21 protein-coding genes are annotated in these 23,891 nt (G+C 67.0%); 6 read left to right on the forward strand and 15 right to left on the reverse strand.

All coding sequences use genetic code 11. The features are described 5' to 3' along the window. Positions 1-6 precede the first annotated feature (6 nt). The 6 genes from BT183_RS11830 to BT183_RS11860 form a co-directional block, all read right to left on the reverse strand. On the reverse strand, positions 7-1,701 hold the full coding sequence (locus BT183_RS11830) for a dihydroxyacetone kinase family protein (RefSeq protein WP_072343147.1): 1,695 nt from the start codon (positions 1,699-1,701) through the stop codon (positions 7-9). 51 nt (positions 1,702-1,752) lie between these two features. After that, on the reverse strand, positions 1,753-3,039 hold the full coding sequence (locus tag BT183_RS11835) for a TRAP transporter large permease (protein ID WP_072343149.1): 1,287 nt from the start codon (positions 3,037-3,039) through the stop codon (positions 1,753-1,755). Positions 3,040-3,059: 20 nt separating this feature from the next. Further along, complete coding sequence (locus BT183_RS11840) at positions 3,060-3,578, reverse strand: TRAP transporter small permease (RefSeq protein ID WP_072343152.1); 519 nt, start codon at positions 3,576-3,578, stop codon at positions 3,060-3,062. An 83-nt stretch (positions 3,579-3,661) separates the two neighbouring features. Further along, the gene (locus BT183_RS11845) at positions 3,662-4,717 is read right to left on the reverse strand and encodes a DctP family TRAP transporter solute-binding subunit (protein WP_072343154.1); all 1,056 of its coding nucleotides are present in this window, start codon (positions 4,715-4,717) and stop codon (positions 3,662-3,664) included. Between the two features lie 238 nt (positions 4,718-4,955). Continuing rightward, positions 4,956-5,945 (reverse strand): formylglycine-generating enzyme family protein, encoded by a 990-nt coding sequence (locus BT183_RS11850; RefSeq protein WP_084603480.1) that lies wholly within the window; start codon positions 5,943-5,945, stop codon positions 4,956-4,958. Positions 5,946-5,968: 23 nt separating this feature from the next. Continuing rightward, positions 5,969-6,319, reverse strand: coding sequence for a RidA family protein (locus BT183_RS11860; protein WP_072343160.1), 351 nt, complete (start codon positions 6,317-6,319; stop codon positions 5,969-5,971). Positions 6,320-6,501: 182 nt separating this feature from the next. On the opposite strand from BT183_RS11860, the gene BT183_RS11865 reads away from it, so the two are divergent. The 3 genes from BT183_RS11865 to BT183_RS11875 all read left to right on the forward strand — a co-directional run bounded on the left by BT183_RS11865 (position 6,502) and on the right by BT183_RS11875 (position 10,154). Further along, positions 6,502-7,524 (forward strand): LacI family DNA-binding transcriptional regulator, encoded by a 1,023-nt coding sequence (locus tag BT183_RS11865; RefSeq protein WP_072343163.1) that lies wholly within the window; start codon positions 6,502-6,504, stop codon positions 7,522-7,524. Between the two features lie 128 nt (positions 7,525-7,652). After that, the gene (locus tag BT183_RS11870; RefSeq protein WP_072344684.1) at positions 7,653-9,479 is read left to right on the forward strand and encodes an IlvD/Edd family dehydratase; all 1,827 of its coding nucleotides are present in this window, start codon (positions 7,653-7,655) and stop codon (positions 9,477-9,479) included. A gap of 213 nt (positions 9,480-9,692) precedes the next feature. After that, positions 9,693-10,154, forward strand: coding sequence for a Crp/Fnr family transcriptional regulator (locus BT183_RS11875; protein WP_072343165.1), 462 nt, complete (start codon positions 9,693-9,695; stop codon positions 10,152-10,154). Between the two features lie 638 nt (positions 10,155-10,792). Here the strand turns inward: BT183_RS11875 and BT183_RS11880 are convergent. After that, positions 10,793-11,179 carry a DUF3307 domain-containing protein gene (locus BT183_RS11880; RefSeq protein ID WP_072343167.1) on the reverse strand — a complete coding sequence of 129 codons (387 nt, stop codon included), beginning with the start codon at positions 11,177-11,179 and terminating at the stop codon, positions 10,793-10,795. Between BT183_RS11880 and BT183_RS11885 the strand changes: the two genes are divergently transcribed. Genes BT183_RS11885 through BT183_RS11895 form a run of 3 tightly spaced genes read left to right on the forward strand, consistent with a single transcriptional unit; the run spans position 11,169 to position 14,382 of the window. Beyond that, a complete protein-coding gene (locus BT183_RS11885) occupies positions 11,169-11,429 on the forward strand; it encodes a hypothetical protein (protein WP_143145774.1) in 261 nt (86 codons plus the stop codon). The genes BT183_RS11880 and BT183_RS11885 overlap by 11 nt on opposite strands. An 8-nt stretch (positions 11,430-11,437) precedes the next feature. Beyond that, positions 11,438-12,226: a FecR family protein gene (locus BT183_RS11890; protein WP_072343171.1), complete on the forward strand. Its 789-nt coding sequence runs from the start codon at positions 11,438-11,440 to the stop codon at positions 12,224-12,226. Between the two features lie 20 nt (positions 12,227-12,246). Further along, positions 12,247-14,382: a CHASE2 domain-containing protein gene (locus tag BT183_RS11895; protein WP_072343174.1), complete on the forward strand. Its 2,136-nt coding sequence runs from the start codon at positions 12,247-12,249 to the stop codon at positions 14,380-14,382. Here the strand turns inward: BT183_RS11895 and BT183_RS11900 are convergent. The 8 genes from BT183_RS11900 to rimM form a co-directional block, all read right to left on the reverse strand. Then, entirely contained in the window at positions 14,328-15,782 is a 1,455-nt protein-coding gene (locus BT183_RS11900) for a protein adenylyltransferase SelO (RefSeq protein WP_143145775.1), read from the reverse strand. The two genes, BT183_RS11895 and BT183_RS11900, sit on opposite strands and share 55 nt — an antisense overlap. A 224-nt stretch (positions 15,783-16,006) precedes the next feature. Next, positions 16,007-17,194, reverse strand: coding sequence for a class I SAM-dependent RNA methyltransferase (locus tag BT183_RS11905; protein WP_072343179.1), 1,188 nt, complete (start codon positions 17,192-17,194; stop codon positions 16,007-16,009). Next, on the reverse strand, positions 17,191-20,079 hold the full coding sequence (locus BT183_RS11910; RefSeq protein ID WP_084603483.1) for an FAD-binding and (Fe-S)-binding domain-containing protein: 2,889 nt from the start codon (positions 20,077-20,079) through the stop codon (positions 17,191-17,193). The genes BT183_RS11905 and BT183_RS11910 overlap by 4 nt, the downstream gene beginning before the upstream one ends. 337 nt (positions 20,080-20,416) lie before the next feature. Beyond that, complete coding sequence (locus BT183_RS11915; RefSeq protein WP_143145776.1) at positions 20,417-21,115, reverse strand: PadR family transcriptional regulator; 699 nt, start codon at positions 21,113-21,115, stop codon at positions 20,417-20,419. A gap of 191 nt (positions 21,116-21,306) precedes the next feature. Then, positions 21,307-21,798, reverse strand: a complete 492-nt coding sequence (gene rplS / locus BT183_RS11920; protein WP_072343181.1) for a 50S ribosomal protein L19 — start codon at positions 21,796-21,798, stop codon at positions 21,307-21,309. A 186-nt stretch (positions 21,799-21,984) separates the two neighbouring features. Beyond that, complete coding sequence (locus BT183_RS11925; RefSeq protein ID WP_072343184.1) at positions 21,985-22,515, reverse strand: dihydrofolate reductase family protein; 531 nt, start codon at positions 22,513-22,515, stop codon at positions 21,985-21,987. Positions 22,516-22,589: 74 nt separating this feature from the next. Continuing rightward, on the reverse strand, positions 22,590-23,294 hold the full coding sequence (gene trmD / locus BT183_RS11930; protein WP_072343186.1) for a tRNA (guanosine(37)-N1)-methyltransferase TrmD: 705 nt from the start codon (positions 23,292-23,294) through the stop codon (positions 22,590-22,592). Beyond that, entirely contained in the window at positions 23,291-23,845 is a 555-nt protein-coding gene (rimM, locus tag BT183_RS11935; protein ID WP_244545321.1) for a ribosome maturation factor RimM, read from the reverse strand. The genes trmD and rimM overlap by 4 nt, the downstream gene beginning before the upstream one ends. Positions 23,846-23,891 lie beyond the last annotated feature (46 nt).

The following is a 23,891-nucleotide window of genomic DNA, read 5'->3' on the forward strand; positions in this document are numbered from 1 at the left end:
GTGCCCTCAGAGCGCTTCGGCGAGCGCCCGCAGCCAGAGCGATACGGCGACGGCCCCGCCATCGGGGGTGCCCAGCGCCCGCTGGCCGAGATAGCTGGCACGGCCGAGCCTGGGCAGCATCTGCGCGGTAGCGGCTGCGCCCTTTTCGGCGGCGTCGGCTGCGGCGATGAGGGCGTCCTTGCCCGAACGGCCGGCGGCGATGGCGTCGCGGAAGGCGAGGCGGGCGGGCTCGAGCGCATCGAGCATGGTGCGATCATTGGGCTTGGCCCCGCCGATGGTGGCGACGGCCATTACCGCTTCATCAAACGCATCGGCCCAGGCCGAGAGCGCGGGGGCTTCGGCATCGGCGAGGAGCCGGCCGGCGCGGGTCAGCGCCGTGGCGTAGAACGGGCCCGAGCTGCCGGCGATGGCGCGGCGCAGGGCCCCGCCCATGGCCACCATCGACCGGCCGGGGCGGACCCAGGCGGTTTCGGGCAAAGCGCGGATGGCTTCGGCGCCGCGCGCCATGGAGGCGCCGAGATCACCGTCGCCGGTCTTGGCGTCGAGGTCGGTGAGCTCGGCTTCGGCGGCAGCGAGGCGGGCGGCAACGGCTTCGAGCAGCGATCTGGTCTTGCCGGCCAAAGCCCCGGCCGAGGGCACCGCCTCCTCGGCGAGGGCGGATTGCGGCACGCTGACGGTCTGCCGGGCGGCGGGAATGCGGCCGGGGCCGGGCCAGGCGGGGGCCGAGGCTTGCGCATCGAGCAGCGCGAGGCGCGCATCGTCGAGCCCGATCAGCGAGAGCGAGACGCCCGGCATTTCAAGCGCCGAGAGGAAGACCCCGTTCCAGGCGCGTTCGACGACGATGCCCAAAGCGCGTAGGTCCGCCAGCGCCTTTCGCCCGACGATCGCCAGCTCCATGGGCGGGGTGGCGCCGAGCCCGTTGATGAGCAGCGCGACGCGATCGCCCGATTTGAGGCCAAGATCGGCGACGATGCGCGCAACTAGGATGGCCGTGAGGTCGTCGGCCGGCTTGATGGTGGTGCGCTCGACGCCCTTTTCGCCATGGATGCCGAGCCCAAGTTCGATCTCGCTTTCGCCGAGTTCGAAGCCGGGCTTGCCGGCGGCCGGAACCGTGCAGGCCCCGAGCGCCACGCCCATCGAGCCGAGCGCTGTGGCGCCCTCGCGGGCGATGCGGGCGACTTCGGCGACGGGCAGGCCCGAGGCAGCGGCGGCGCCGGCGAGCTTGTGGATGAGCACGGTGCCGGCAATGCCGCGGCGGCGGGATTTTTCGACGACACCGGCCAGGGCCACGTCATCGGCGACGACGACGACCTCGGTGGGGATGCCCTCGAGGGTGGCGAGTTCGGCGGCGAGGCCGAAATTGATCCGGTCGCCGGTGTAGTTCTTGACCACGAGCACGCAGCCGGCGGGCCCGGCCGAGGCGCGGATGGCGGCGAGCACAGCATCGACCGAGGGCGAGGTGAAGACATCGCCGGCCACGGCAGCCGACAGCATGCCGGCCCCGACATAGCCGGCATGAGCCGGCTCGTGCCCGCTGCCGCCCCCGGAGATGATCGCGACCGGACGGGCGGCGGGCTCGGGCAGATCGGACCGCAGGATCACCGCCTCGCCCTCGAGCAGCGCCTGGCCGGGCGCGAGGTCGACGAGCCCTTCCAGCATTTCGCGCACGATGTTGCGGGGATCGTTGATGAGCTTTTTCATGATCGGTCCTTGGTTAGGCGAGGCAAAGGCGCGGCAGGCTGATGGGTAGGCCTAGCGGATGTAACCCATAAGCTGCGGCAGCGTCAGCGAGATTTGCGGCACGAGGATGAGGATCAGCAGAAAGAGCATCTGCAGCGCATAAAAGGGCAGCATGGCGCGGCTGATGCTCTCGATCTTGAGGCGGCTGACACTGGCGGCGGCAAAGAGGCACGGGCCGACGGGCGGGGTGGCGAGCCCCATCACGAGGGTCAGCGACATGACGATGCCGAAATGGATGGGATCGATGCCGGCGCTGACGGCGGCCGGCGCGAGAATGGGGGCCATGACGATGAGGGCGGCGCCCACATCCATGAACATGCCGACAAGGATCAGCATGCCGGCAATGAGCAGCAGCAGGATGGTGGGGTCGGAGGTGATCAGCAGAAGGCCGCCGGCCATGCGCTCGGGCAGGCGCTCGAGGCCGATGAACCAGGCGAAGATGCTGGCGGTGGCCAGCACCATGAAGATCACCGAGGTCATGATGCCAGCACGCAGGAGGCAGCCGGGAATCATCTTGAAGGTCAGCGTGCGCTTGACGAAAAGCCCGATGAGAAGGACGTAGAGCACCGCCACGGCCGCCGCCTCGGTGGCGGTGAAGATGCCTGAGAGAATGCCGCCCATGATGATGCCGGGCATGGCGAGCGCGGCGCCGGCGCGCAGCGAGATGGCGAGGAATTCGCGCGGGGCGATGCGGTGCTCGCGACGCGGGAAATTGTTCTTCTTGGCGAGATAGGCGACCAAGAGCATCAAGAGGGCGGTGAGCAGCAGGCCGGGGACGAAGGCGGCTAGGAACATCGCGGCCACCGAGACCTGCGCGATGGACGCATAGAGCATGATGATGATCGAGGGCGGGATGATCGGCCCGATCAGCGATGAGGCGACGGTGAGGGCGGCGGCAAAGCGCTTGTCATAGCCATGGGCTTCCATGGCGCGGATCTCGATGGCCCCGAGGCTCGCCACATCGGCGATGGCCGAGCCCGAAATGCCGGCGAAAAAGGCGCTGGCCAGAACGTTGACATGGGCAAGCCCGCCGCGCAGCCGCCCCACGACGGCGTCGGCGAACTCCATCAGGTCCTCGACGATCTTTGCCGCCGTCATCAGCTCGGCGGCGAGAAAGAAGAAGGGGATTGCCATGATGGTGAAGACGTTGAGCCCGGCGAACATGCGCTGGGGCACCAGCATGAGGAAATTCATGCCGCCGGCCGAAAAGATCAGCCCGGTGGAGAGAATGCCGACGGCAAAGGCGATGGGCAGGCCGATGACGAGCAGGATGACGAAGACGAGGCCGGCGATGAGCATGGCGAAACTGGTCCCTGAACTCAGCTGATGCCGCTGCCGGCGACGAAGGGCGATTGCCCGGCGCGGGCGCGGCGCATGGCCTCGATGGTGGCGGCGACGAGCTGGACCAGCATCATCACCCCGCCCAGCGGCATGGCGACATAGGCGGCAACCATCGAGAGCCCGAGCGAGGAGGAGATCTGGCGAGGGCCCATCTCGAAGGTGAGGCGATAGCTAAAGGCGATGAAGACGACGAGGAAGGCGGCCGTCAGCGCCATGCCGAGGAGGTAGAGCCCGGTGCGCAACGCGCGCGGCAGCGCATCAACGATGATGGTGATGCCCACATGCTCGAGCTGGCGGATGGCGATGCTCGAGGCGAACATGGTGACCGCGACCATCATGAAGCGGGCCGCCTCGGGCGGCCAGGCCATGGGCAGGGGGATGACATAGCGGAAGAACACCCCGATCAGCACCGAGATGGTCATGCCCGCCATGATCAGGATGGTCATGAGCTTGGCGAGCGCCAGAAGCGCATCGGCGAATTTGAAAAAGAGCCGCATGGCCTTCCCCCTTGGCCGCAGGAGCGGTCGGGCCGGCACCGGATCTTCCTGATGAAGGAAGAGCGGCGCCGGCCGGAGCGCGATCAGAAGCTGGCGAGTTCGGCCTCGGCCGCCTCGACGGCATCAAGGAAGCTCGTGACGTAATCCTGCCCGAACTGGCCCGAGGCCCAGGTGATGACGCCGGGTTGGGCGGTGGCCTTGAACTCGGCCTGCTGGGCCGGGCTTGCCACCGTGACCTCGACGCCGCGCTTGCGGAATTCGGAGGTGACATCGCCCACGAGTGCCTGCGAGACGCCGCGGCCGGCGATCTCGGCCTGCTTGCCGGCGACGATCACGGCCTGCTTGAGGTCATCGGGCAGGCTCTGGAACCATTGCTCGGAGACCACGATGAAGCCGAGCGAATAGACGTGCTGGTCGATGGTGGCGTATTTGAGCACTTCCTGCAGGTTCTGCTGCAGGGCCCCGATGATGGGCAGCTCGGCGCCATCGACCACGCCCGTCTGCAGCGCGCCATAAACTTCGAGCCACGGAATGGCGGTGGGGGAGGCGCCGAGGCTCTTGACCATCTCCTGATGGGCGGTGATTTCCATAGTGCGGATCTTGAGGCCCGACATGTCGGCGGGGCCGGCGACGGGGCGGGTATTGTTGGCCCAGATGCGGAAGCCGGCATTTTCGCCCACGGCGACAGCGCGGATGCCGGTGGTCTCGGTCATCTCCTTGAACAGCGCCTTGCCCCAGGGGCCATCGAGCACCTCCCAGGCGACGACCGGGTTGGAGAAGACGTAGGGGACGGTCAGCACCTGGATCTTGGGGAAGAAGCCCGACAGCGTGCCCTCATTGGGGGTGGCCGCCTCGAGAATGCCCGCCTGCACGGATTCGACGTTCTCGCGCAGGTCGCCCAGCGTGCCATTGGGATAGAGCTCGACGGCGATGCGGCCACCCGACAGGCCCTCGAGCGCATCCTCGAAGGTGCGCATCATGGCGTAGATGTGGTTGGGGTAGCGCAGCTCGCCCACAGACGAATAGGGCGGATCGACATTGGGCAGCCGGAGCGTGAATTCCTGCGCCGTAACGGCGCTGGACAGGGCAATGGCGCTGACGGCACCGACCGCAAGGCCGGCGAGGATGCGCTTGAGCATCAGGTAGATCTCCCTCGTTCGGAAGCGGCTGGTCTCTTGTGGACCACACCGCAGACAGGCGGACAAACTCCCGCTATGCGGAACTGTCTACCGGAACGAACGATCGTGTCAACGGGCGCAGCGCGCAAAAGCCGCAGCTTTGGGTGGCTGATATTGATTTGCTAGGGCGTTCGGCGGAACTTCTTGTCTTCGAGCGACGCTGCGGGCGACATTATCCCGCTATGTGGGATGACCAGGCTCACGGGAGGTCGTAGACCACGCGGAAGCCGATATGGCCGGTGGCGCTGTCGGGCGTGTTGCCGGTGCGCGCGGCGATGCGGTAGCGATGGCAATAGGAGCGGTGGCAGAGATAGGAGCCGCCCTTGGTGAGGTAGAAGCCCTTTTTCACCACATCCTCGTCGGCCTGGCGCAGGAGCTTCTTGTTGGAGCGGATGCGCATGGGCTGGTCGCACCATTCCCAGACATTGCCGCACATGTTGTAGAGCCCGTAGCCATTGGGGGCGAAGGCATCGACGGGCGCGGTGCCCAGATAGCCATCGGCCCTGGTGTTGCGCTCGGGGAAGGCGCCCTGCCAGATGTTGCAGGGCATGAAGTCGAGATCGTCGGGCTCGCGATCGCCCCAGGGATAGCGGACATCGCCTGAAAGCCCGCCGCGCGCGGCGTGTTCCCATTCCGCCTCGCTGGGCAGGCGCGCCCCGGCCCAGCGGCAGAAGGCGCGCGCATCGTTGAGCGAGACCTGCACGACGGGATGGTTCTCGCGCTCCGCGATGGAGGAGCCCGGACCTTCGGGGTGGCGCCAATCGGCGCCCGGCACGTTGCGCCACCATGTGGCACCGACGACGCCCTGGGTCGGACCCAGATGCTCGGGCATCAGCAGGTAGAAGACGAAGGACCAGCCGAACCGCTCGGCCTCGGTGACATAGCCGGTTGCGGCGACGAACCGGCCGAACCAGGCATTGGTGACGGTGAAGGGATCGATCGCGAAACCGCCGACGCGCTGCTCGCGCAAGGGGGCTTCGCCATCGATGGCCAGAAGCGGATGATCGGTGCCGATGCGGGCCCGGCCGGGCGGCAGGCGCACGAAGCGGTCGGGGATGCCCTGTGTTCGGGCGGCAGCGGGGACGGCCGGCGCGCTCGGGCGCGCAGCCGCATCGGGCAGGCGGAGTGGAGGCACGGGGCCGCAGCAGCCGCCGCCGTGTCCGCCATCATCGTCCTTAGGGCCGCCCATGCGATGCCGCCCCTTGCACGGACCTAGTCGAGCGCCGCGACGGCGATGATCTCGACCTTGAGCGCCGGATGGGCGAGGCGAGCCTCGATGCAGGCGCGGGCCGGGGGATTGGCCGGGTCGATCCACGCGTCATAGACGGTGTTCATCGCGGCGAAATCGGCGATGTTGTTGAGGATCACCTGGCAGGTGAGCACGCGCGACTTGTCGGTGCCAGCCTCGGCCAGAAGCGTGTCGATGGCGTCGAGCACTTCGCGGGTCTGCTGCTCGATGGTGCCGTTATAGTCTTTTGCCACCTGGCCGGCGAGATACACCACACCATTGTGGCGCACGGCCTGGCTCATGCGCTTGCCCGGCTGAAGCCGCTCGATCGTCATGCTCATCTCCTCGGTCCGGGCCCCTCACGAGCCCGCCTCCGCTTAAGACGATTCGCGCGGGCCTGCCAGCAGCTGCGTTGGTCCCTGCCGTTACGAAATTCGTCAATTTCTCTTGGCATTCTCGCGAAGCCAAGCAATACAATAGCTTATTGGATGAGCGGATTCAAAAAAGGCGATCTATTGTGGCGGTGCAGCGGTCGGGTTCGGGCAAGACGGTGCGCGTGGAGGATGTGGCGCGCGTCGCGGGCGTATCCCCGATAACAGTCTCGCGGGCGCTCAATACGCCGGACAAGGTGCGTCCCGAAACCCGCCGCAAGGTGGAAGAGGCGGTCGAAAAGACCGGCTATGTCATCAATACATTGGCCTCGAGCCTGCGCTCGGGCCGATCCTCGATGATCTCGGTGTTCATCTACAATCTGCGCAACCAGCATTTCGCCACCGCCATGCAGGGGGCCGCCGATGCCATCGAGGGCAGCCGCTATCATATCCTGATGGGCCAGAGCGGGCTGGCCGCCTCGGCGCAGGGGGAATTGCTGCGCTCGGTGCTGCCCTTCCAGCCGGCCGCGATGATGTTCATGGGGTTCGTTCGCAGCCCCGAACTGCGCGAGACGGTCTCCCAGCTCAACCTGCCGGTGGTGGAGCTGTGGGATTATCGCGACGACCCCATCGACATGCAGGTGGGCATCTCGCTCCATGAGAGCGGGCGGCTGGTGGCCGAGCATTTCATCGAGCAGGGCTTCAAGCGCATCGCTTATGCCGGGCGGCTCGACGGGCGGGCGCCCGAGCGGCTCGCCGGGTTCCGCGAGGGGCTGGCGGCCAAGGGGGTCGAGCCGGTGATGGTGGTCGAAACGCCCGACAGCCAGTCGGTGGGCCGGGGCCGCGATGCCATGGCGCAGATCCTCGACGCCATACCCGATTGCGACGCTGTGTTCTTTGCCACCGACACCCTCGCGGTCGGCGGCCTGCTCGAGGCGCGCAATCGCGGCCTGCGCGTGCCGCGCGACATCGCGGTGGCTGGCTGCGGGGACCTCGAATTTTCCAAGCAGATGCACGTGCCCCTGACGTCGGTGCGGATTCCGGCCTATGAAATCGGTTCCATTGCCGGCAGGATGATCCGCGCCCGGCTCGAAAATGGCGACAGCGTGCGCAACCGGGTGCTGCTCGATGTGTCGCTGCAGGTGCGCGAAAGCACCCTCAGGCACTGACCGGACGGGCGCGAGGGCGCACGAATCCGCTCCTGCTCGGGCGCGATTTGCGCTATGGCTTGGCGCAGCGGACCGAGGGGCCCGACACTCTGACTGCACATCACTGCGGAATGCACATGGAGACCAAGATGACGAGCGGCACTGGCGCACATGGGAGCACGGACGGGGCCGCGTCCCGCAGGCTCAGGTCACGCGCCTGGTTCGACAATCCCGACAATGCCGACATGACGGCGCTTTATCTCGAGCGCTATCTCAATTTCGGCCTGTCGCGCGAGGAGCTGATGTCGGGCAAGCCGATCATCGGCATCGCCCAGACCGGGTCCGACATTTCCCCGTGCAACCGCCATCATATCGTGCTGGCGCAGCGCGTGCGCGACGGCATTCGCGAAGCCGGCGGCATTCCGCTCGAGTTCCCGATCCATCCGATCCAGGAAACCGGCAAACGCCCGACCGCCGGGCTCGACCGCAACCTCGCCTATCTCAGCCTCGTGGAGGTGCTTTATGGCTACCCCATCGACGGGGTGGTGCTGACGATCGGCTGCGACAAGACCACGCCGGCCTGCCTGATGGCGGCGGCGACGGTCAATATTCCCGCCATCGCGCTCTCGGTGGGGCCGATGCTCAATGGCTGGTTCAAGGGCGAGCGCACCGGTTCGGGCACCATCGTGTGGAAAGCGCGCGAAATGCTCGCCACCGGCGAGATCGGCTATTCGGACTTCATCGACCTCGTGGCGACCTCGGCCCCCTCAACGGGCTATTGCAACACCATGGGCACGGCCACCACGATGAACTCGCTGGCCGAAGCGCTGGGCATGCAGCTGCCCGGCTCGGCCGCCATCCCCGCGCCCTATCGCGACCGGCAGGAAATGTCGTGGCGCACCGGCAAGCGCATCGTCGACATGGTGCATGAGGATCTGAAGCCCTCCGACATCATGACGCGCGAAGCCTTCGAGAACGCCATCGTGGTGACCTCGGCCATCGGCGGCTCGACCAATGCGCCGATCCACATCAACGCCATCGCCCGCCACATGGGCGTGGAGCTTTCGATCGACGACTGGCAGACGATCGGGCATGACGTGCCGTTCCTCGTCAACATGCAGCCGGCCGGCGAATATCTGGGCGAGGATTACTACCATGCCGGCGGCGTGCCGGCGGTGGTCAACCAGCTGATGAGCAAGGGGCTGATCCGCGAAGGCGCCATGACCGTCAATGGCAGGACCATCGGAGAGAACTGCCGCAATACCATTGTGCAGGACGACAAGGTCATCCGCCCCATCGACACCCCGATGATGGAGCGCGCCGGCTTCGTGGTGCTGCGCGGCAATCTCTTCGACAATGCCATCATGAAGACCAGCGTGATCTCGCCCGAATTCCGCGAGCGCTATCTCTCCAATCCCGATGATCCGGAGGCCTTCGAGGGCCCGGCGGTGGTCTTCGACGGGCCGGAGGATTACCACCACCGCATCGATGACCCGAGCCTCGGGATCACCGAGCACACGCTGCTGTTCATGCGCGGGGCCGGCCCCATCGGCTATCCCGGCGCGGCCGAAGTGGTGAACATGCGGCCCCCCGCCTATCTCATCGAAAAGGGCGTGCATGCGCTGGCCTGTATCGGGGATGGCCGGCAGTCGGGCACGTCGGGGTCGCCCTCGATCCTCAACGCCTCGCCCGAGGCGGCGGCCGGCGGCAATCTCGCCATCCTGCGCACGGGCGACAGGGTGCGTATCGACCTCAACAAGGGCTCGGCCAATATCCTGATCTCCGACGCCGAAATCGCCGAGCGGCGGGCGGCGCTGGCGGCCGGGGGCGGCTACAAATATCCCGCCCACCAGACCCCGTGGCAGGAAATCCAGCGCGGGCTGGTCGACCAGCTCGGCAATGGCGGCGTGCTGAAGCCGGCAGTCAACTACCAGAAGATCGCCCAGACCAACGGCGTACCGCGCGACAATCACTGATCGACAGCCGGCGCTGATCGCCGGCATCGCATCTATGAAAGGGGTCGGCTCGCGCCGGCCCCTTTTGCATGCGGCCTTCGTTGCGCCCGTGCCGTTGTATTTCTGCACGGATTTGCGCCCTGCCCTCCGGTCCTCCGCAAGGGATCAATTGACGCCGGCCTGCGTGGTGGGCACTAATCGGGGTGGCGGGGCACGGTGCGGGGGTTGCAGGACATGGCCGATATTCTGGACTATTGCGAAGGACGCGAAGTCAGGAGCTTCGAGGCCGGCGAACTGATGGTGCCCGAGGGCGGCCGCGATGGGCAGCTGCTGGTGCTGATCGAAGGCCAGGTCGAGGTGCTGCGCAAGGACACGCAGGTGAGCTATGTCGACGAACCGGGCTCGCTGTTCGGCGAAATGTCGGTGCTGCTCGACATGCCCTACAGCGCCAATGTGAAGGCGCTGAGCGATGTGCGCGCCTATGTGATCGAGGATGCGCTCAATTTTCTCGGCTCGCGGCCCGAGATCGCGCTGCATGTGGCCCAACTCCTGGCGCGGCGGCTCTATTACACCACATCGTACCTTGTGGACCTGCAGCAGCAGGCGGCCGGCAAGCGCGAGGATCTCGACCTCGTCGACCGTATCCTCGCCCAGCTGGTGAAAAAGCCCGAGGAAAAGGCCGGCAAGAAGAAATAGGGGCTGGGGTGGCCTGATCGTCGGGTCGTCTGCATACGGGCGCGGACCATAGAGAGACCTCATGGTGAGGAGCGGCCTTGGCCGCGTCTCGAACCATGGGGCTGGGCGCGCCGGGTTAGCCACCTGCACACCCGTCGTTCCTGCGAATGCAGGAACCTCTGTTGATCGCACCCTCAGCCCAAACGGAACACTACACTTTCGCAGGAACGACGGTGGCAGGGGCTGGTGCGCCCTTCACCTCTCCCTTTGGGGGAGAGGTCGGCGCGGAGCGCCGGGTGAGGGGGCCTCGCGATCTCGCGTGGGGCAAGGCCCCCTCACCCTGGCTCTCACGCCATTCGAGCATAGCTCTCTGGCCTTCTCCCCTCAAATCGCTCCGCCGGAGCGATTTGGCCTGCGGCACGGCTCGAAGCCCCCAAAGGGAGAGGGGACGCAGGAGCCGAGGGATTTGTGCCCGGTCCTCGTCCTTCGAGACGCCCCTGCGGGGCTCCTCAGGATGAGGACATCTGCCACTTACGAAAAAGACCTTGCGCGCCAGTCGATCCACAGGAGCGCTCGGACCTTGTGGGTCGCCTCGAAGCCTCAGGATGAGGACCTGGGTGAGGTGCCGAAGACACCTCTTGCATCGGACGGGGCCGATTTCAGGCAAAACCCTTGGCCGCGAGCACGGCGTAGATGATGGCGGCATAGGTCAGTTGGTGGGCGACCTGGTCGACCCCGTGCAGCACCCAGAAGCGGCGGGGGTTGCCGTCGACATGGACGCCCTTGGAGTAGTGGATCTTGGCATAGTCGAGCCCGTAATGGACGACCCATTCGGCCAGCACCAGGCCGACCAGCACGGGCAGCGGCGTTGCAGCGGCGAGCAGCACGAGGCCGGAAAGGCCGGCATGGATGCCGGCATGCACATAGCCGCCTGGATGCCTGAGATCGCCCTTGCCGGCCAGGATCCAGCCGGGCTGGAGGAAATAGTCGGCGACGTAGTGCTTGATCTCGAGGCCGAGGAACAGGATGAAGACCGTGGCGATCATCGGCGCAGGGTTCCTCCTTCAGCGGGTGCGGGCCGGGACGGCGCGCATGGCAAGATGGCGGCGTGGCTGTGCCGACGGCGCCCATGGGATGATGCTGGCAGCGCCCGATGCGTTGCGCAAGCAGTCTGTCTTTGAATTGAGCGCCACAATGGTGTTAGTGTTCAGCCATGGTTCAGGTTTTTTCTGGCAGGCACCCGGCACGCTGATCCGCGCGCAGGGGTCCCGCACCCGTTGCAGCGCCGTTCAATGAGGCCCCTCATGTTTTCCAGATTGCTTCCCGCTCTTGCCGGCACCGCGCTGATGCTCTTGGCATCGCCCGTGCTGGCCCAGTCGGCCACCGGTACGGCGCGGGGGGTTGATCCGCAAGCCTCCGCGACGATCCAGAACCAGACCCGCCAGCTGGTGGTGGGATCGGACGTGTTCATCGGCGACCGGGTGGAAACCGGCGACAAGGGCCTCGTGCAGATCAAGTTCGCCGACCAGACCGAGCTGGTGGTGGGCCCGCGCTCGGCGCTGGTGATCGACGATTATCTGCTGCGCGCCGACAACTCCATCGGCAAGCTGTCGGTCAATGCGCTGGCCGGCACCTTCCGTTTCGCCACCGGAACCGGCCCCAAGGATCGCTACCAGATCTCGACGCCCACCGGCACCATCGGTGTGCGCGGCACCGAATTCGACTTCGTCGTGACCCCGCAGAATACCCAGGTGCTGCTGTTTTCGGGCGGCGTGCAGATGTGCAATGCCGGCGGGCAGTGCGCCGAGCTGACCGAGACCTGCGATCTGGGCAGCTTCGATACCGCACTGGCCCAGGTGCTCGGGCATCCCGATGCCATCACCGGGCAGGCCCGCGCCGACCTGCGGAGCCAGTTCCTCTATGCCGTCAACCAGAGCGGGCTGATGTCGGAATTCCGCTTCGACAGCGCGCTACGCTGCCTCAACCGCCCGGCTTCCGAGGACGTTCCGGCCTTGGACACGATACTGGGCGATGGCGATGCCCCGGTCGATGACTACAATTCCTGCTCCTTCTACGAGTATTCGTGCGGCTGAGTGCCGGCGGGTCCTGACGCATGATCCGGCGCCGATTTCTGCCGGCGCTGATCGGCGTCGCTCTCGTGCTCGGGCTGACGCTGCTGCGGGTGGCCGATCCCTATCCGGTCGCCACCCTGCGCGAGATCGCGTTCGATGCCTATCAGCGGGCCAAGCCCCGGGAGAGCCCGGGCTGGCCCATCCGCGTCATCGATCTCGACGAGGCGTCGCTGTCGGCGGTGGGGCAATGGCCCTGGCCGCGCGACCGGCTGGCGACCATCGTCGATCGGCTGACCGAGATGGGCGCCGCCACCATCGCGTTCGACGCGCTGTTCGCCGAGCCCGACAGGCTTTCGCCTTCGCGCATCGCGGCGACGCTGCCCGAGGTCGATGCCGCCGCCCTGCCCGATTATGACGCGATCTTTGCCGAGGCGCTGGGGCGCGCGCCCAGCATCCTCGGCTTTGCGCGCTCCCCCTTCGCAAAGACGATGCCACCCCCGCCCAAGGCCGGCTTTGCCGTATCGGGGCCCGATCCGCGGCCGTCGCTGGCGCTGTTGCCTGGCGCAGTGGTACCGTTGCCGCAGCTTTCGGACGCCGCCGCAGGGCTCGGGGCGCTGAGCCTGCGCACCGAGGATGCGGTCAGCGCGGTGCGGCGCCTGCCACTGCTCTGGAACGACGGCACGGCGCTGCACCCGGGCTTTTCGATCGAAACGCTGCGGATCGCGCTCGGCATTTCCACCTATGTGGTTCTGGGCGATGTCGGGCAGCCGGGCCGGATGGAGGGGTTGCGGCTGGGGGAATTCACCATTCCCACCACGGCGACGGGCGATCTCTGGCTCTATTACAGCCGTCCCGATCCCGACCTCTATGTGCCGGCCTACAGGTTGCTGGAGGCCGATTACCAGAGCCTTGCGCCGCTGGTGTCGGGGCATATCGTGCTGTTCGGCACCTCGGCCAGCGGGCTGCTCGACCTGCATTCGACGACTTTGGGCGACAATGTGCCGGGCGTGTCGATCCATGCGCAGGCCATCGACCAGATCCTGTCGCGCCAGTACCTGACCCGCACCGATGGGGTGCAGGGGCTCGAAATCCTGCTGTTTGCGTTCTTTGGTCTCTTGCAGGTGGCGGTGGTGCTGCGGCTGGGGCCGCGGGCCGGGCTCGTGGCGGTGATCGGGCTGGCGGGGCTGACCTTTGCGTCCTCGTGGTATCTGTTTTCGCAGAGCGGCGTGCTGGTCGATGCCACCTTCTCGCTGGCGGCGGTGACGCTGGTTTATGCCGTGATGGCATTTTTCCGCTTTGCCACCACCGATGCCGACCGGCGGCAGATCCGCCGGGCCTTCGGCTATTATGTGGCGCCCTCGCTTCTGGCCGAAATCGAGAAATCGGGGGCCGATCTCAAGCTGGGCGGGGATCTGCGCGAGCTGACGGTGATGTTCTCGGATGTGCGCGGTTTCACCCCGCTTTCCGAAAAGCTCGGGCCGGTGCCGCTGCTGGCGCTGCTCAACACGCTGTTTTCGGCCCTGGGGCGCAATATCGTCACCCGCTCGGGCACGATCGACAAGTTCATGGGCGACGCCATCATGGCGTTCTGGAACGCGCCGGTCGACGTGCCCGGCCATGCCCGGCTCGCCTGCGAGGCGGCGCTCGGAATGCGGGCAACGCTTTCGCGGCTTAATGCGAGCGATGGCTTCGGGCTCGGGGCCGGCGATACGGTGGCCATCGGCATCGGCATCGCCACGGGCGAGGCGGTGGTGGGCAATATGGGGCTCGAGACGCGCTTCGACTATTCCTGCATCGGGGACACGGTGAACGTCGCAAGCCGCGTCGAAGGCGCCTGCAAGCAGGTGGGCTACGATATCGTGGTGGTCGAGGGCACGCGGCAGGGCGCGGCGGGCTTTGCCTTTCTCGAGGCGGGCGCCATTCACCTGAAGGGCAAGAGTCGCGCCCAGCCGATCCATGTGCTGGTGGGCGATGGCGCACTGGCCACGAGCGAGGGCTTTATCGAGCTTTCAGCCGAGCACCAGCGTCTCGTAAGCGCGCTGCGCGCGGGCACCGATCCCGCCGTGCCGCTCGCGCGCTGCCGCGTGCTGGCGCCCGGCATCGAGCCGGGGCTCGTGCAGTTCTACGCGCTGCTGCCCGGGCGGGTCGAGGATTTCGCGGCGGCCGTTCCGGCATAGGCCTGCCGCATCTCTTCAATTTCAGCCAAGGCCGCCTCGAGGGCGCTCCAGTCGTCGCGCGCGGCGATGGGGGCCCAGAGCGCCTCCATCTCGTCGATGAGCATGGTGCGGGGGGCGGGCCGGGCGAAATAGGGATGATCGAGATTGGCCGAGGGGGAGGCTTCGCGGTCCCTCAACAACCGGGCGAGCGGCGCGAAGGCTTCGCTGCGGTAGATGGCGCCCGCTGGACCCGACAGCGCGCGCTCGTCGGCGCCGCCGCGCCAGTCGAAAAAGAAGCGCTCATAGCCGATTTTGGTGTCGAACAGCGCAGTAAAGAGCGCGGTGAGGAGCTCGGCATCCTCTTCGGGTCCGGTGGGGACGAGCGCCAGCCGGTCGAGGATGGCTGAGGCCATCTCGCGCTGGAAGCCCGGCCAGAAGCTGTTGAGCGCGGCTTCGAGCGCGGCGTGATCGCCCAGCGGCAACAGGCATTCGGCCAGCCGCGTCAGGTTCCAGGCCAGCGTATCGGGCTGGCGGCCGAAGGCGTAAAGGCCCGTTTCGTCGAAATAGGCGGCGGTGAAGGCCGGATCATGGCTGGGCAGGAAGCGCCACGGGCCATAGTCGAAGCTCTCGCCTGTGATGTTGATGTTGTCGGTGTTGAGCACGCCATGCACGAAGCCCGTCGCAAGCCAGCGGGCGCCGGTGCGCGCGACATCGGCGGCGACGCGTTCGAGAAAGAGCGCTGCGGTGGCGGCAGTATCGGCGCCCCGGCAATCCGGGCGGTAATGGGTGACGCAATGCTCGAGCAGCCGCCCGAGATTGGCGGTGTCGCCCTCATAGGCGAGGCGCTGGAAGGTGCCGATGCGGATGTGGGAGTGGGAGAGCCGCACGAGCACGGCGCCGCGGGTGGGCGAGGGCTCGTCATGGCGTTCCAGTTCCTCACCGGTCTCGATGAGCGAGAAACTCTTTGAGGTATCGACGCCCAAAGCCTCGAGCATCGTGGTGGCGAGCACCTCGCGCACCCCGCCCTTGAGGGTCAGACGCCCATCGGCCCCGCGCGACCAGGGCGTGCGGCCCGAGCCCTTGGTGGCAAGATCGAGCAGCCGGCCATCCTCAGGATCGACGAGCTGCGCAAAGAGAAAGCCGCGCCCGTCGCCGAGGTCGGGATTGTAGCTGCGGAACTGGTGGCCGTGATAGCGCAGCGCCAGGGGCGTGTCGAAACTGCCCGGCAGGGGCGCGAACCGCCCGAAATGGGCGATCCATTCACCATCATCGAGGGTGCCGAGCCCTACCCGTTCGGCCCAGCGCTGGTTGCGGTGACGCAGGATGGTCTCGGGGAAACGGGCGGGCTGGACCGGATCGTAGAAATCGGGCCCGAGCGCGGCGTGGGTGGTGGCGGGGCGAAAGCTTGGCGATGGGGGCATTTTCAGGGTCCTTGGGGTCATCGCCGGGCAGCGGGAGTTGGCGGGTCCTCGCCCTTCGAGACGCGCCTTCGGCGCTCCTCAGGGTGAGGCCGTCTGGAGAGAAGGGCGCTTGATCGGTGTACCCCGCCCTCGTCCTTCGAGGCTTTGCTTGACGCAAAGCACCTCAGGATGAAGGCGTCAATGTCGCTTGAGCCAGCAGACAGCTCGTGGCCGAGACATCGAACTCAACGTTCGAAGATGCCGACGAGTTCGACATGCGGGGAATGGGCGAACTGGTCGACGGGCGTGACGCGGGTGAGGCGGTAGCCGCCGGCAATCAGGATCTGGGCGTCGCGCGCGAAGGTGACCGGATCGCAGGAAACGCCGACGACCAGCGGCACCTTCGAGCGCGCCAGTTCGCGGGCCTGCGCCTCGGCCCCGGCACGAGGCGGATCAAAGACCACGGCGTCGAAATCCTTGAGCTCGACGGGCACCAGCGGCTCGCGGAAGAGATCGCGGGCCTTGGCGGTGACCTTTTTGAGGCCGGAGGTGTGGCGCACGGCGCGTTCGAGCGCCAGGATGGCGGATTTTTCGCCATCGGCGGCATAGACCTGCGCGGTTTCGGCGATGCGCAGGGCGAAGGTGCCGATGCCTGAAAAGAGGTCGGCGACGCGTTTCGCCCTGGGCAGTGCGGCGATGACGAGCCCGGCCAGAGCGGCCTCGCCCTCCCGGCTCGGTTGCAGGAAGCCCTCGACCGGCAGCGGCACGCGGGCCCGGCCGATGGTGTAGAAGGGCTCGGCGTTCTGGTAGACCACCTCCCCATTGAAGGCCAGCCGCGCCACGCCGGGCAGCTTGCGCACCAGCGCCACGAGCATTTCGGGCTTGATGCGGCGCTTGGCGCGGATGGCGAGGTCGATGCCGTCGGCCATGACCGCATGCACCTCGCAATCGCCCGCCAGCCGGCCGAAGGCGCGGGCCATTGCAGGCACCCCGGCAAGGCTGGGCACGAGGATGGGGCAGGCCTCGATATCGAGGATGTCATGGCTGCGCGGGCGCATGTAGCCCGCCTTGCCATCGCGCACATGAAGCGTGGCGCGCTGCCGCCCGCCCAGCGCCGGAAGCGTCGGGGCGATTTCGGTATCGAGCCCGGCACGGGTCAGCGCATCCACCACCAGCCCATGCTTGAAGGCGAGCTGGGTTGAGGGCGCAAGATGCTGCAGCTGGCAGCCCCCGCAGCTGCCGAAATAGGGGCAGAAGGGCGCGATGCGTTCCGGTGCTGTGGTGAGCAGCGCTTCAAGCGTGCCGCGCGCACCGTCGCGGCTCAATTGCACCCGCTCGCCGGGCAGGGCGAAGGGGATGTGGATGCGCGCGCCCTCGATTTCGGCAATGCCGTCGCCCCGGGCGCCGAGGCCGATGATGGTGGTTTCGATCATACGGGCCGGCTCACCGCCTCGAGCAGGCTGGCGAGCGACACGAAGGGCACCCCGGCATGCTCGCTGAGCCCGGAGGCGCAGGTGGAGACCGTCGAGACGCCGATCCGGCAATCCTCGGGCACGTCGTTTTTCGCAAAGCGCGTAGCATGGGCGTTGAGCTCGGGCACGAACAGCCCCTTGTCCCCGGCATAGCCGCAGCAGGTGATGGAGGTGAGCACGGCGACCCGCTCGGCGCAGGCGGCAGCGACCGCCTCGGTGGAGGGCTGCTCCTTGAGGCGCTGGGCCGAGCAGTTGTGGTGCACGGCCACGACGGGGACCGGCGTGGTGACGGTGATGTAGGGCAGGATTTCGCTGACGAGGAACTCGGCGCTGTCCGCCACGGGCACCGCCTTGTGATGCTCGCGCAGATGCTTGGCGCAGGTCGAGGCATCGGTCAGAACCGGTACGGCACCGCCGCGCGAGGCGGTGGCAAGCTCTGCCTCGAGCCGGCCCCCGACCCTGGCCGCCTCTTCGGGGAAGCCCTTGGAGGTGAAGGGCTGACCGCAGCAGGCGCCATCGACATGGGCCGGCATGATGGGCGCAAAGCCGGCCCGTTCGAGGAGCTTGAGCATCGCCTCGGGGGTGGGCAGGAGCTTCAGCACCCGGCCATCGGCCAGCTCGATGCGCTCGGGCGCGCCGAACATGCGGGTGGCGCAGGAGGGGAAATAGACGACCTCCCCGCGTGGCGCATCGGCCAGCGCATGGGTTCGGGACGGTGCGCCGGGGCCGGGCCTGAGCGCCCGGCTGACGCGCGGAATGCGGCGGCCAGAGGCGCGGCGCATGCCGTCGGCGACGCTGTCGACGAGACCGTCGCCCACCACGCGGCGGGCGAGCGCCTGGGTGCCGACGCCGAGTTTCATGCCGGCTTCGACGAGCCCGGTATTGCCGGCGGCGAGGCTGGCGATGCGATGGCCGGCATCGCCGCGGCGGCGGCCACGCTCGCCGATGATCATGGTGCCGGTCTCGATGCCCACAGGGCAGCGCAGCGAGCAGAGGTTGCAGGCCGCGCAGGTATCGAGCCCGGCATGCTGGAAGCCATCATCGAGCGCCTTGAGGCGTTCGGGATCCTCGCCGGTGCGGCGCAGCCGGGCGCGCTCGCGGGTGACCGCGATGCGCTGGCGCGGGGTGAGCGTCATCTGGGCCGAGGGGCAGGCGGGCTCGCAGAAGCCGCATTCGATGCAGAGATCGACCACCGGATCGGCCAGCGGCATGAGCTTCAGATTCTTGACGTGGATGCGATCGTCGGCGTTGAGCAGCACGCCGGGATTAAGCAGGCCTTCGGGATCGAAGATCTGCTTGATCCTGTGCATGACGGCATAGGCCTTGGCGCCCCATTCGGCCTCGACGAAGGGCGCGATGGCGCGGCCGGTGCCGTGTTCGGCCTTGAGCGAGCCGCCATAGCGCACAGAGACGAGGTCGGACAGGTCGCGGGAGAACTGGTCGAACTTCTCGTCCTGGCCGGGCTTGGAGAAATCATCGCCCATCTGGAAATGCAGATTGCCGGCCAGCGCGTGGCCGAAGATCACCGCATCCTCATAGCCATGGTCGTCGAGAAGCTGCCGCAAATCGATGACGAAATCGGCGAGCCGGTCGATGGGAGCCGCGACATCCTCGGTGAGCATGGCGGTGCCCTTGGGCCGCATGGCGCCGGCCGAGGCGAAAAACCCCTTGCGGATATCCCAGAGGGCGTGGCTGCGCTCCTCGTCGGTGGAAAAATCGATATGGACGGCGCCTTCGCTCGCAAGGATGGCGCGGGCCTTTTCGACCTCGATGTCGAGGGTTTCGGGATCGGGCGCCGTCACGTCGATGAGCACGGCCGGCGAAGTGTCGGTGAGATAGGGCAGCAGCGGCTGCATGGGGGGCAGGTGTTCCACCGTCGCCAGCGCCCGGCGCTCGATATATTCGGCGGCATTGACCCCGGTGGTCAGCTGCACCCCGCCATTGGCCATCTTGATGATGGCCCGGCCGGCCGATTGCGGATCGGGGAAGGGCACGAGCGCGGTGGATTTGAACGGATGCTCGGGCACCGTGTTGTAGGTGACCTCGGAGGTGAAGGCGAGCGTGCCCTCGGACCCCACCAGCAGGTGGGTGAGGATGTCGAAGGGGTCGTGGAAATCGACCAGCGCGTTGAGCGAATAGCCCACGGTGTTCTTGATGCGGTATTTCCTGCGGATGAGCGCCACGAGCTCGGCATCGGCCATCACCTCGTGATGGAGCGCATGGAGCGCGTCGAGCACGTCGCCGCGCTTTTGCGCGAAGGCTTCGCGCGAGGCCGGATCGCCCGAATCGAGCACCGTGCCATCCGAGAGCATGCAGCGGATGCGGGCCATGGTGTGGTAGGTGTTCTGCGCCACCCCGCAGCACATGCCCGAGGAATTGTTGGCCACGACCCCGCCGATCTTGCAGGTGGCCTGGCTGGCCGGATCCGGCCCGATCTTGCGGTTGAAGGGTTTCAGCGCCTTGTTGGCGTTGGCCACGATGATGGCGGGCCCGAGCGTGATCTGGTCGGCGCCCTCATGGATGACGAGCTTGCGCCAGCCATCGCCCAGAACGGCGAGCACCCCATCGGTCACCGCCTGGCCCGACAGCGAGGTGCCGGCCGCGCGGAACGTGACCGGCAGGCCTTCGGCGCGGGCCGCCTCGATCACCGCCTTGACCTCGGCCTCGGTGTTGACGATGACCACCACCGCCGGAATGAGGCGGTAGGAGCTGGCATCGCCCGAATAGGCATAGGTGTAGAGCGGATCGGTCATGATCCGGTCGGGACGGACGAGACCCGAAAGGCGCGACACCACTCCGGATGTGGCGGCACTCCTGTCCCTGGCCAGCGGCGCCATGCTGTTCATGTCCGGAGCTCCTCTTTTTCGGCTCGGGGCCTCAATACCATTTTTATGAAGGCGAGGGGGAGGCCCGATTTGGCCTCCCCCGTACGCTGCCCGATCTCGTGATCGCGGCTACCGATGCCGATCCAAAACGCTTCACTCTGCGGGTGAGTCGCCTCTCATGACGAACTGAGCTCTCAGTCGGCCTCCCTCCCCTTGGACGGGGAGGGCCGGGGTGGGGTGATGGGAGCCAGTGAATCGACGGAGTGTCTGGTGGCTCTCCGCCCCACCCTTGATCCCTCCCCGCAAAGGGGGAGGGTGACGACTGCAACGCCGGGCATCAGCCCAAACGTGAAGCGCTCTAGAGATCGATGCCGTCATCGGGCTCGGCGGCACTCCGCAGGGCCCTGATGTCGCCGGCGGCCTTTTCGAGGATCGCGGCGGCGCGGCGCTGGGTCTCGGCCTCGGCCGACTGCACCTCGCGCAGCGCCGACTTGACGGTGCGGCGGGCGGCGTCGAGCTCGGGCACGACGCCATCCATCGGCCGGTCGGCATCGGGGGCGCGGCGCAGCTTGTCGTCGAACTCCGAGAATTTCTGCCTGATCTCGCCCATGCGGCGACCGACGCGGCCGAGATAGTCGAGGGTCGCCTCGACGGCTTCGCGATTGTCGGCGAGATAGGCGCGGCCGGCCTCGGTGATGGTATAGAGCCGCTTGTTTGCCTCGGCGCTGGCGGTCACGTGGCCGGCTTCCTCGAGATAGGTCAGGGCCGGATAGACGACGCCGGGGCTCGGGGCATAAAAGCCCGAGGTCTTGTCTTCGATGGCCTTGATGAGGTCATAGCCATGGCGCGGCTGCTGCTCGATGAGATAGAGCGCCACGAGCCTGAGATCGCCCCCGGCCAGCATGCGGCCAATACGGAAATTGTCGGAAAAGCCCTCCCAGTCGAGCCGGCCCATGCCGGGAATGCCGCGCAGGGCGCGCCGCGCCTGCTGCTCGAAGCGGTGCCACTGGCGCTCGAAGCGGTTCTCGGGGTCGAAATTGTGCCCGTTGTCATACATGGCGTGTCTCCGTTTTCGTCACTGAATGACAGATCGGGACGACGGGAGGGTGGTACAAGATATATCGCAGAATATCTTTTTGTGTCTGCGATAGGCTTCTCGGGTCTGATGGCAAAAAGCAAAGGCCCGGTCGCGGGGACCGGGCCTTCTCAATCTCTGCGATGGATCGGAAGCCGATCCGGCGCGCGTTCTTATTCGGTCTTGGCTTCCGCGGCGGCCTTTTCAGCGGCCAGAGCCTCGGCAGCGGCGACCTTCTCGGCCTCGCGCGCGGACTTGGCAGCCTGTGCGGCCTCGCGCTCGCCGGCCTCGATCTTCTTGGTGCGGGCGTTGGTCGATTCGAAGATACGGGCCGACTTGCCGCGACGATCGCGCAGGTAATAGAGCTTGGCGCGACGCACCTTGCCGCGCTTCAGCACTTCGATGCGATCGACATTGGGAGAATGGAGCGGGAAGACGCGCTCGACACCCTCGCCATAGGAAATCTTGCGGACGGTGAAGCTTTCCATGATGCCCTGGCCGGAGCGGGCGATGACGACGCCCTCATAGGCCTGCAGACGCTCCTTTTCGCCTTCACGCACCTTGACCCACACCTTAACGGTATCGCCATGAGTGAAGTCGGGGCGGGCGTTCTTTTCGGTCAGCGTCTGGAGCTGCTCGGCATTGAGCTGTTCGATGATATTCATGATCGTTCCGATCTTTTCGCAGGGGCGTTTCGCCGGTTTCCCGACCGCCCGGTCTTGTTTGGCGGAGACACCGACCGGTCCCGGAGACCATCGGCTTGGGCGGGCCTATAGAGCAATCGGGCACGCAAGTCCAGTCATGCGCGGCGGTTGGGTTGCATGAAGGCAGGCGGGGGTAGAGAAAGCGCCTCAGGCCGGCACGTAGACAAGGCGGATCGCGGTCTCGCCGAACCGTCTGGTGCTTTCGAGGCGCAGCGGGGGCGGCGGAACCGCGAAATAGCGGGTGCCTCCGCCGGTGACCGCCGGGCTGAGGTAGATATGATATTCGTCGATGAGGCCGGTGCCCGACAGCCGGCCCACAAGGGTAGGCCCGGCCACCTCGAAGAGGCCGTCGCGCTGGGCCTTGAGCCGGCGCAGGGTCTCTTCGACGTCTTTCGAGACGAGGGTGGCGTTGGGCCCTACCGTGGAGAGGCTGGTTGAAACCACCCATTTGTGGCAGTTGCGCCAGGCCCGCGCATAGGCCCATCTGGGCTCGTCCCATTCGGGTCGATCCTCATCCCAATAGGCCATGATCTCATACATGGTGCGGCCATAGATCATGCCGGCCAGCCCTTCGACATCGGCGATGAAATGGGCAAAGAGCGCCGGATCGGGCGCGAAGGCCATGTGGTCGACATAGCCGTCGAGCGATTGGTTGAGCGCGTAGATGAACGTCGCCATGCTGATCCTCCCCGCCGCTGGGCGTGAGGCTACAGCACACTGATAGCGAAACGCAATCGGTTGGGGTGGCCCGTTCAGCCGGCCTTTGGCGACGATCGGTCGATGAGGAGATCCGGCCGGCGGGCGCGGGTCAGGGCTTCGGCCTCCGCCCGGCGCCAGCGGGCGATGCGACCATGGTCGCCCGAAACGAGCACGGACGGGATCTCGCGGTCCTCGAACAGCGCCGGACGGGTGTAGTGCGGATATTCGAGGAGCCCATCCTCGAAGCTTTCCTCGATTTCGCTGGCGCTGGCGCCCAGCACCCCGGGAATGAGGCGCACGACCGCTTCGAGCAGCACCATGGCGGCCACTTCGCCGCCCGCCAGCACATAATCGCCGATCGAGACCTCCTCGAGCCCGCGGGCTTCGATGACGCGCTGGTCGACGCCCTCGAAGCGCCCGCAGACGATGACGGCGCCCGGACCGGCGGCCAGCGCGCGCACGCGCTTCTGCTCAAGCGGGGTGCCGCGCGGGCTCATCAGCAGGCGCGGGCGCGGATCATCGGGGGGAGAGACGGCGTCGATGGCGCGGGCGAGAATGTCGGCGCGCAGTACCATGCCAGCGCCGCCGCCGGCCGGCGTGTCATCGACGGTGCGATGCCGGTCGGTGGCGAAATCGCGGATCTGCGTGGTCCTGAGGCTCCAGAGCCCTTCGGAAAGGCCCCGTCCGATGACGGAGGCCCCGAGCGGGCCGGGAAAGAGCTCGGGGAAAAGCGTCACCACATCGGCGGAAAAGCTCAATCCGCCGTCCCTCCGTCCGATCCGTCGGCGATATAGCCATCCTCGTTGGCTTCATCGGGATCGGCCTCGGTCTCGATGGGCGGCTCGATGACGAGATAGCCCTCGGCGATATGGACTTCGGGCACGACGGCGCGGGTGAAGGGATAAAGGAAATTGTCGCCCGAGCGGGCATCGCCCACTTCGATGATGTCGCCGGCGCCGTGATTGTGCACCGCCGTCACCATGCCCAGATTGCGCCCGTCGCTCAGCCGGGCCGAGAGCCCCACGAGATCGGCGAGATAGAATTCGTCCTCATCCTCGGCCTCGGGCAGGCGCGAGCGATCGACCAGCAGTTCGAGCCCGTTGAGGCGCTCGGCGGCGTTTCGGTCGGAAATGGACTGGAAGCGCCCCACGAGCCCCTTGCCCACGGTCTTGAGACCCAGGAGCACGAGCGACACGCCGGGGCGCGCGGTCTCGAAGGATTTATAGGCGAGCAGCGCCATCGGGTCCTCGGTGAAGGACTGGATGCGCACCTCGCCGCGCACGCCATGGGCCGCGCCGATGCGGCCCATGACAAGCTTGCGGGCGGGGATGGGACCGCCCTTGCCAGGCGTTTCT

The sequence above is a fragment of the Devosia enhydra genome, assembly GCF_900119845.1.
In the GTDB taxonomy this organism is placed as follows: domain Bacteria; phylum Pseudomonadota; class Alphaproteobacteria; order Rhizobiales; family Devosiaceae; genus FPKU01.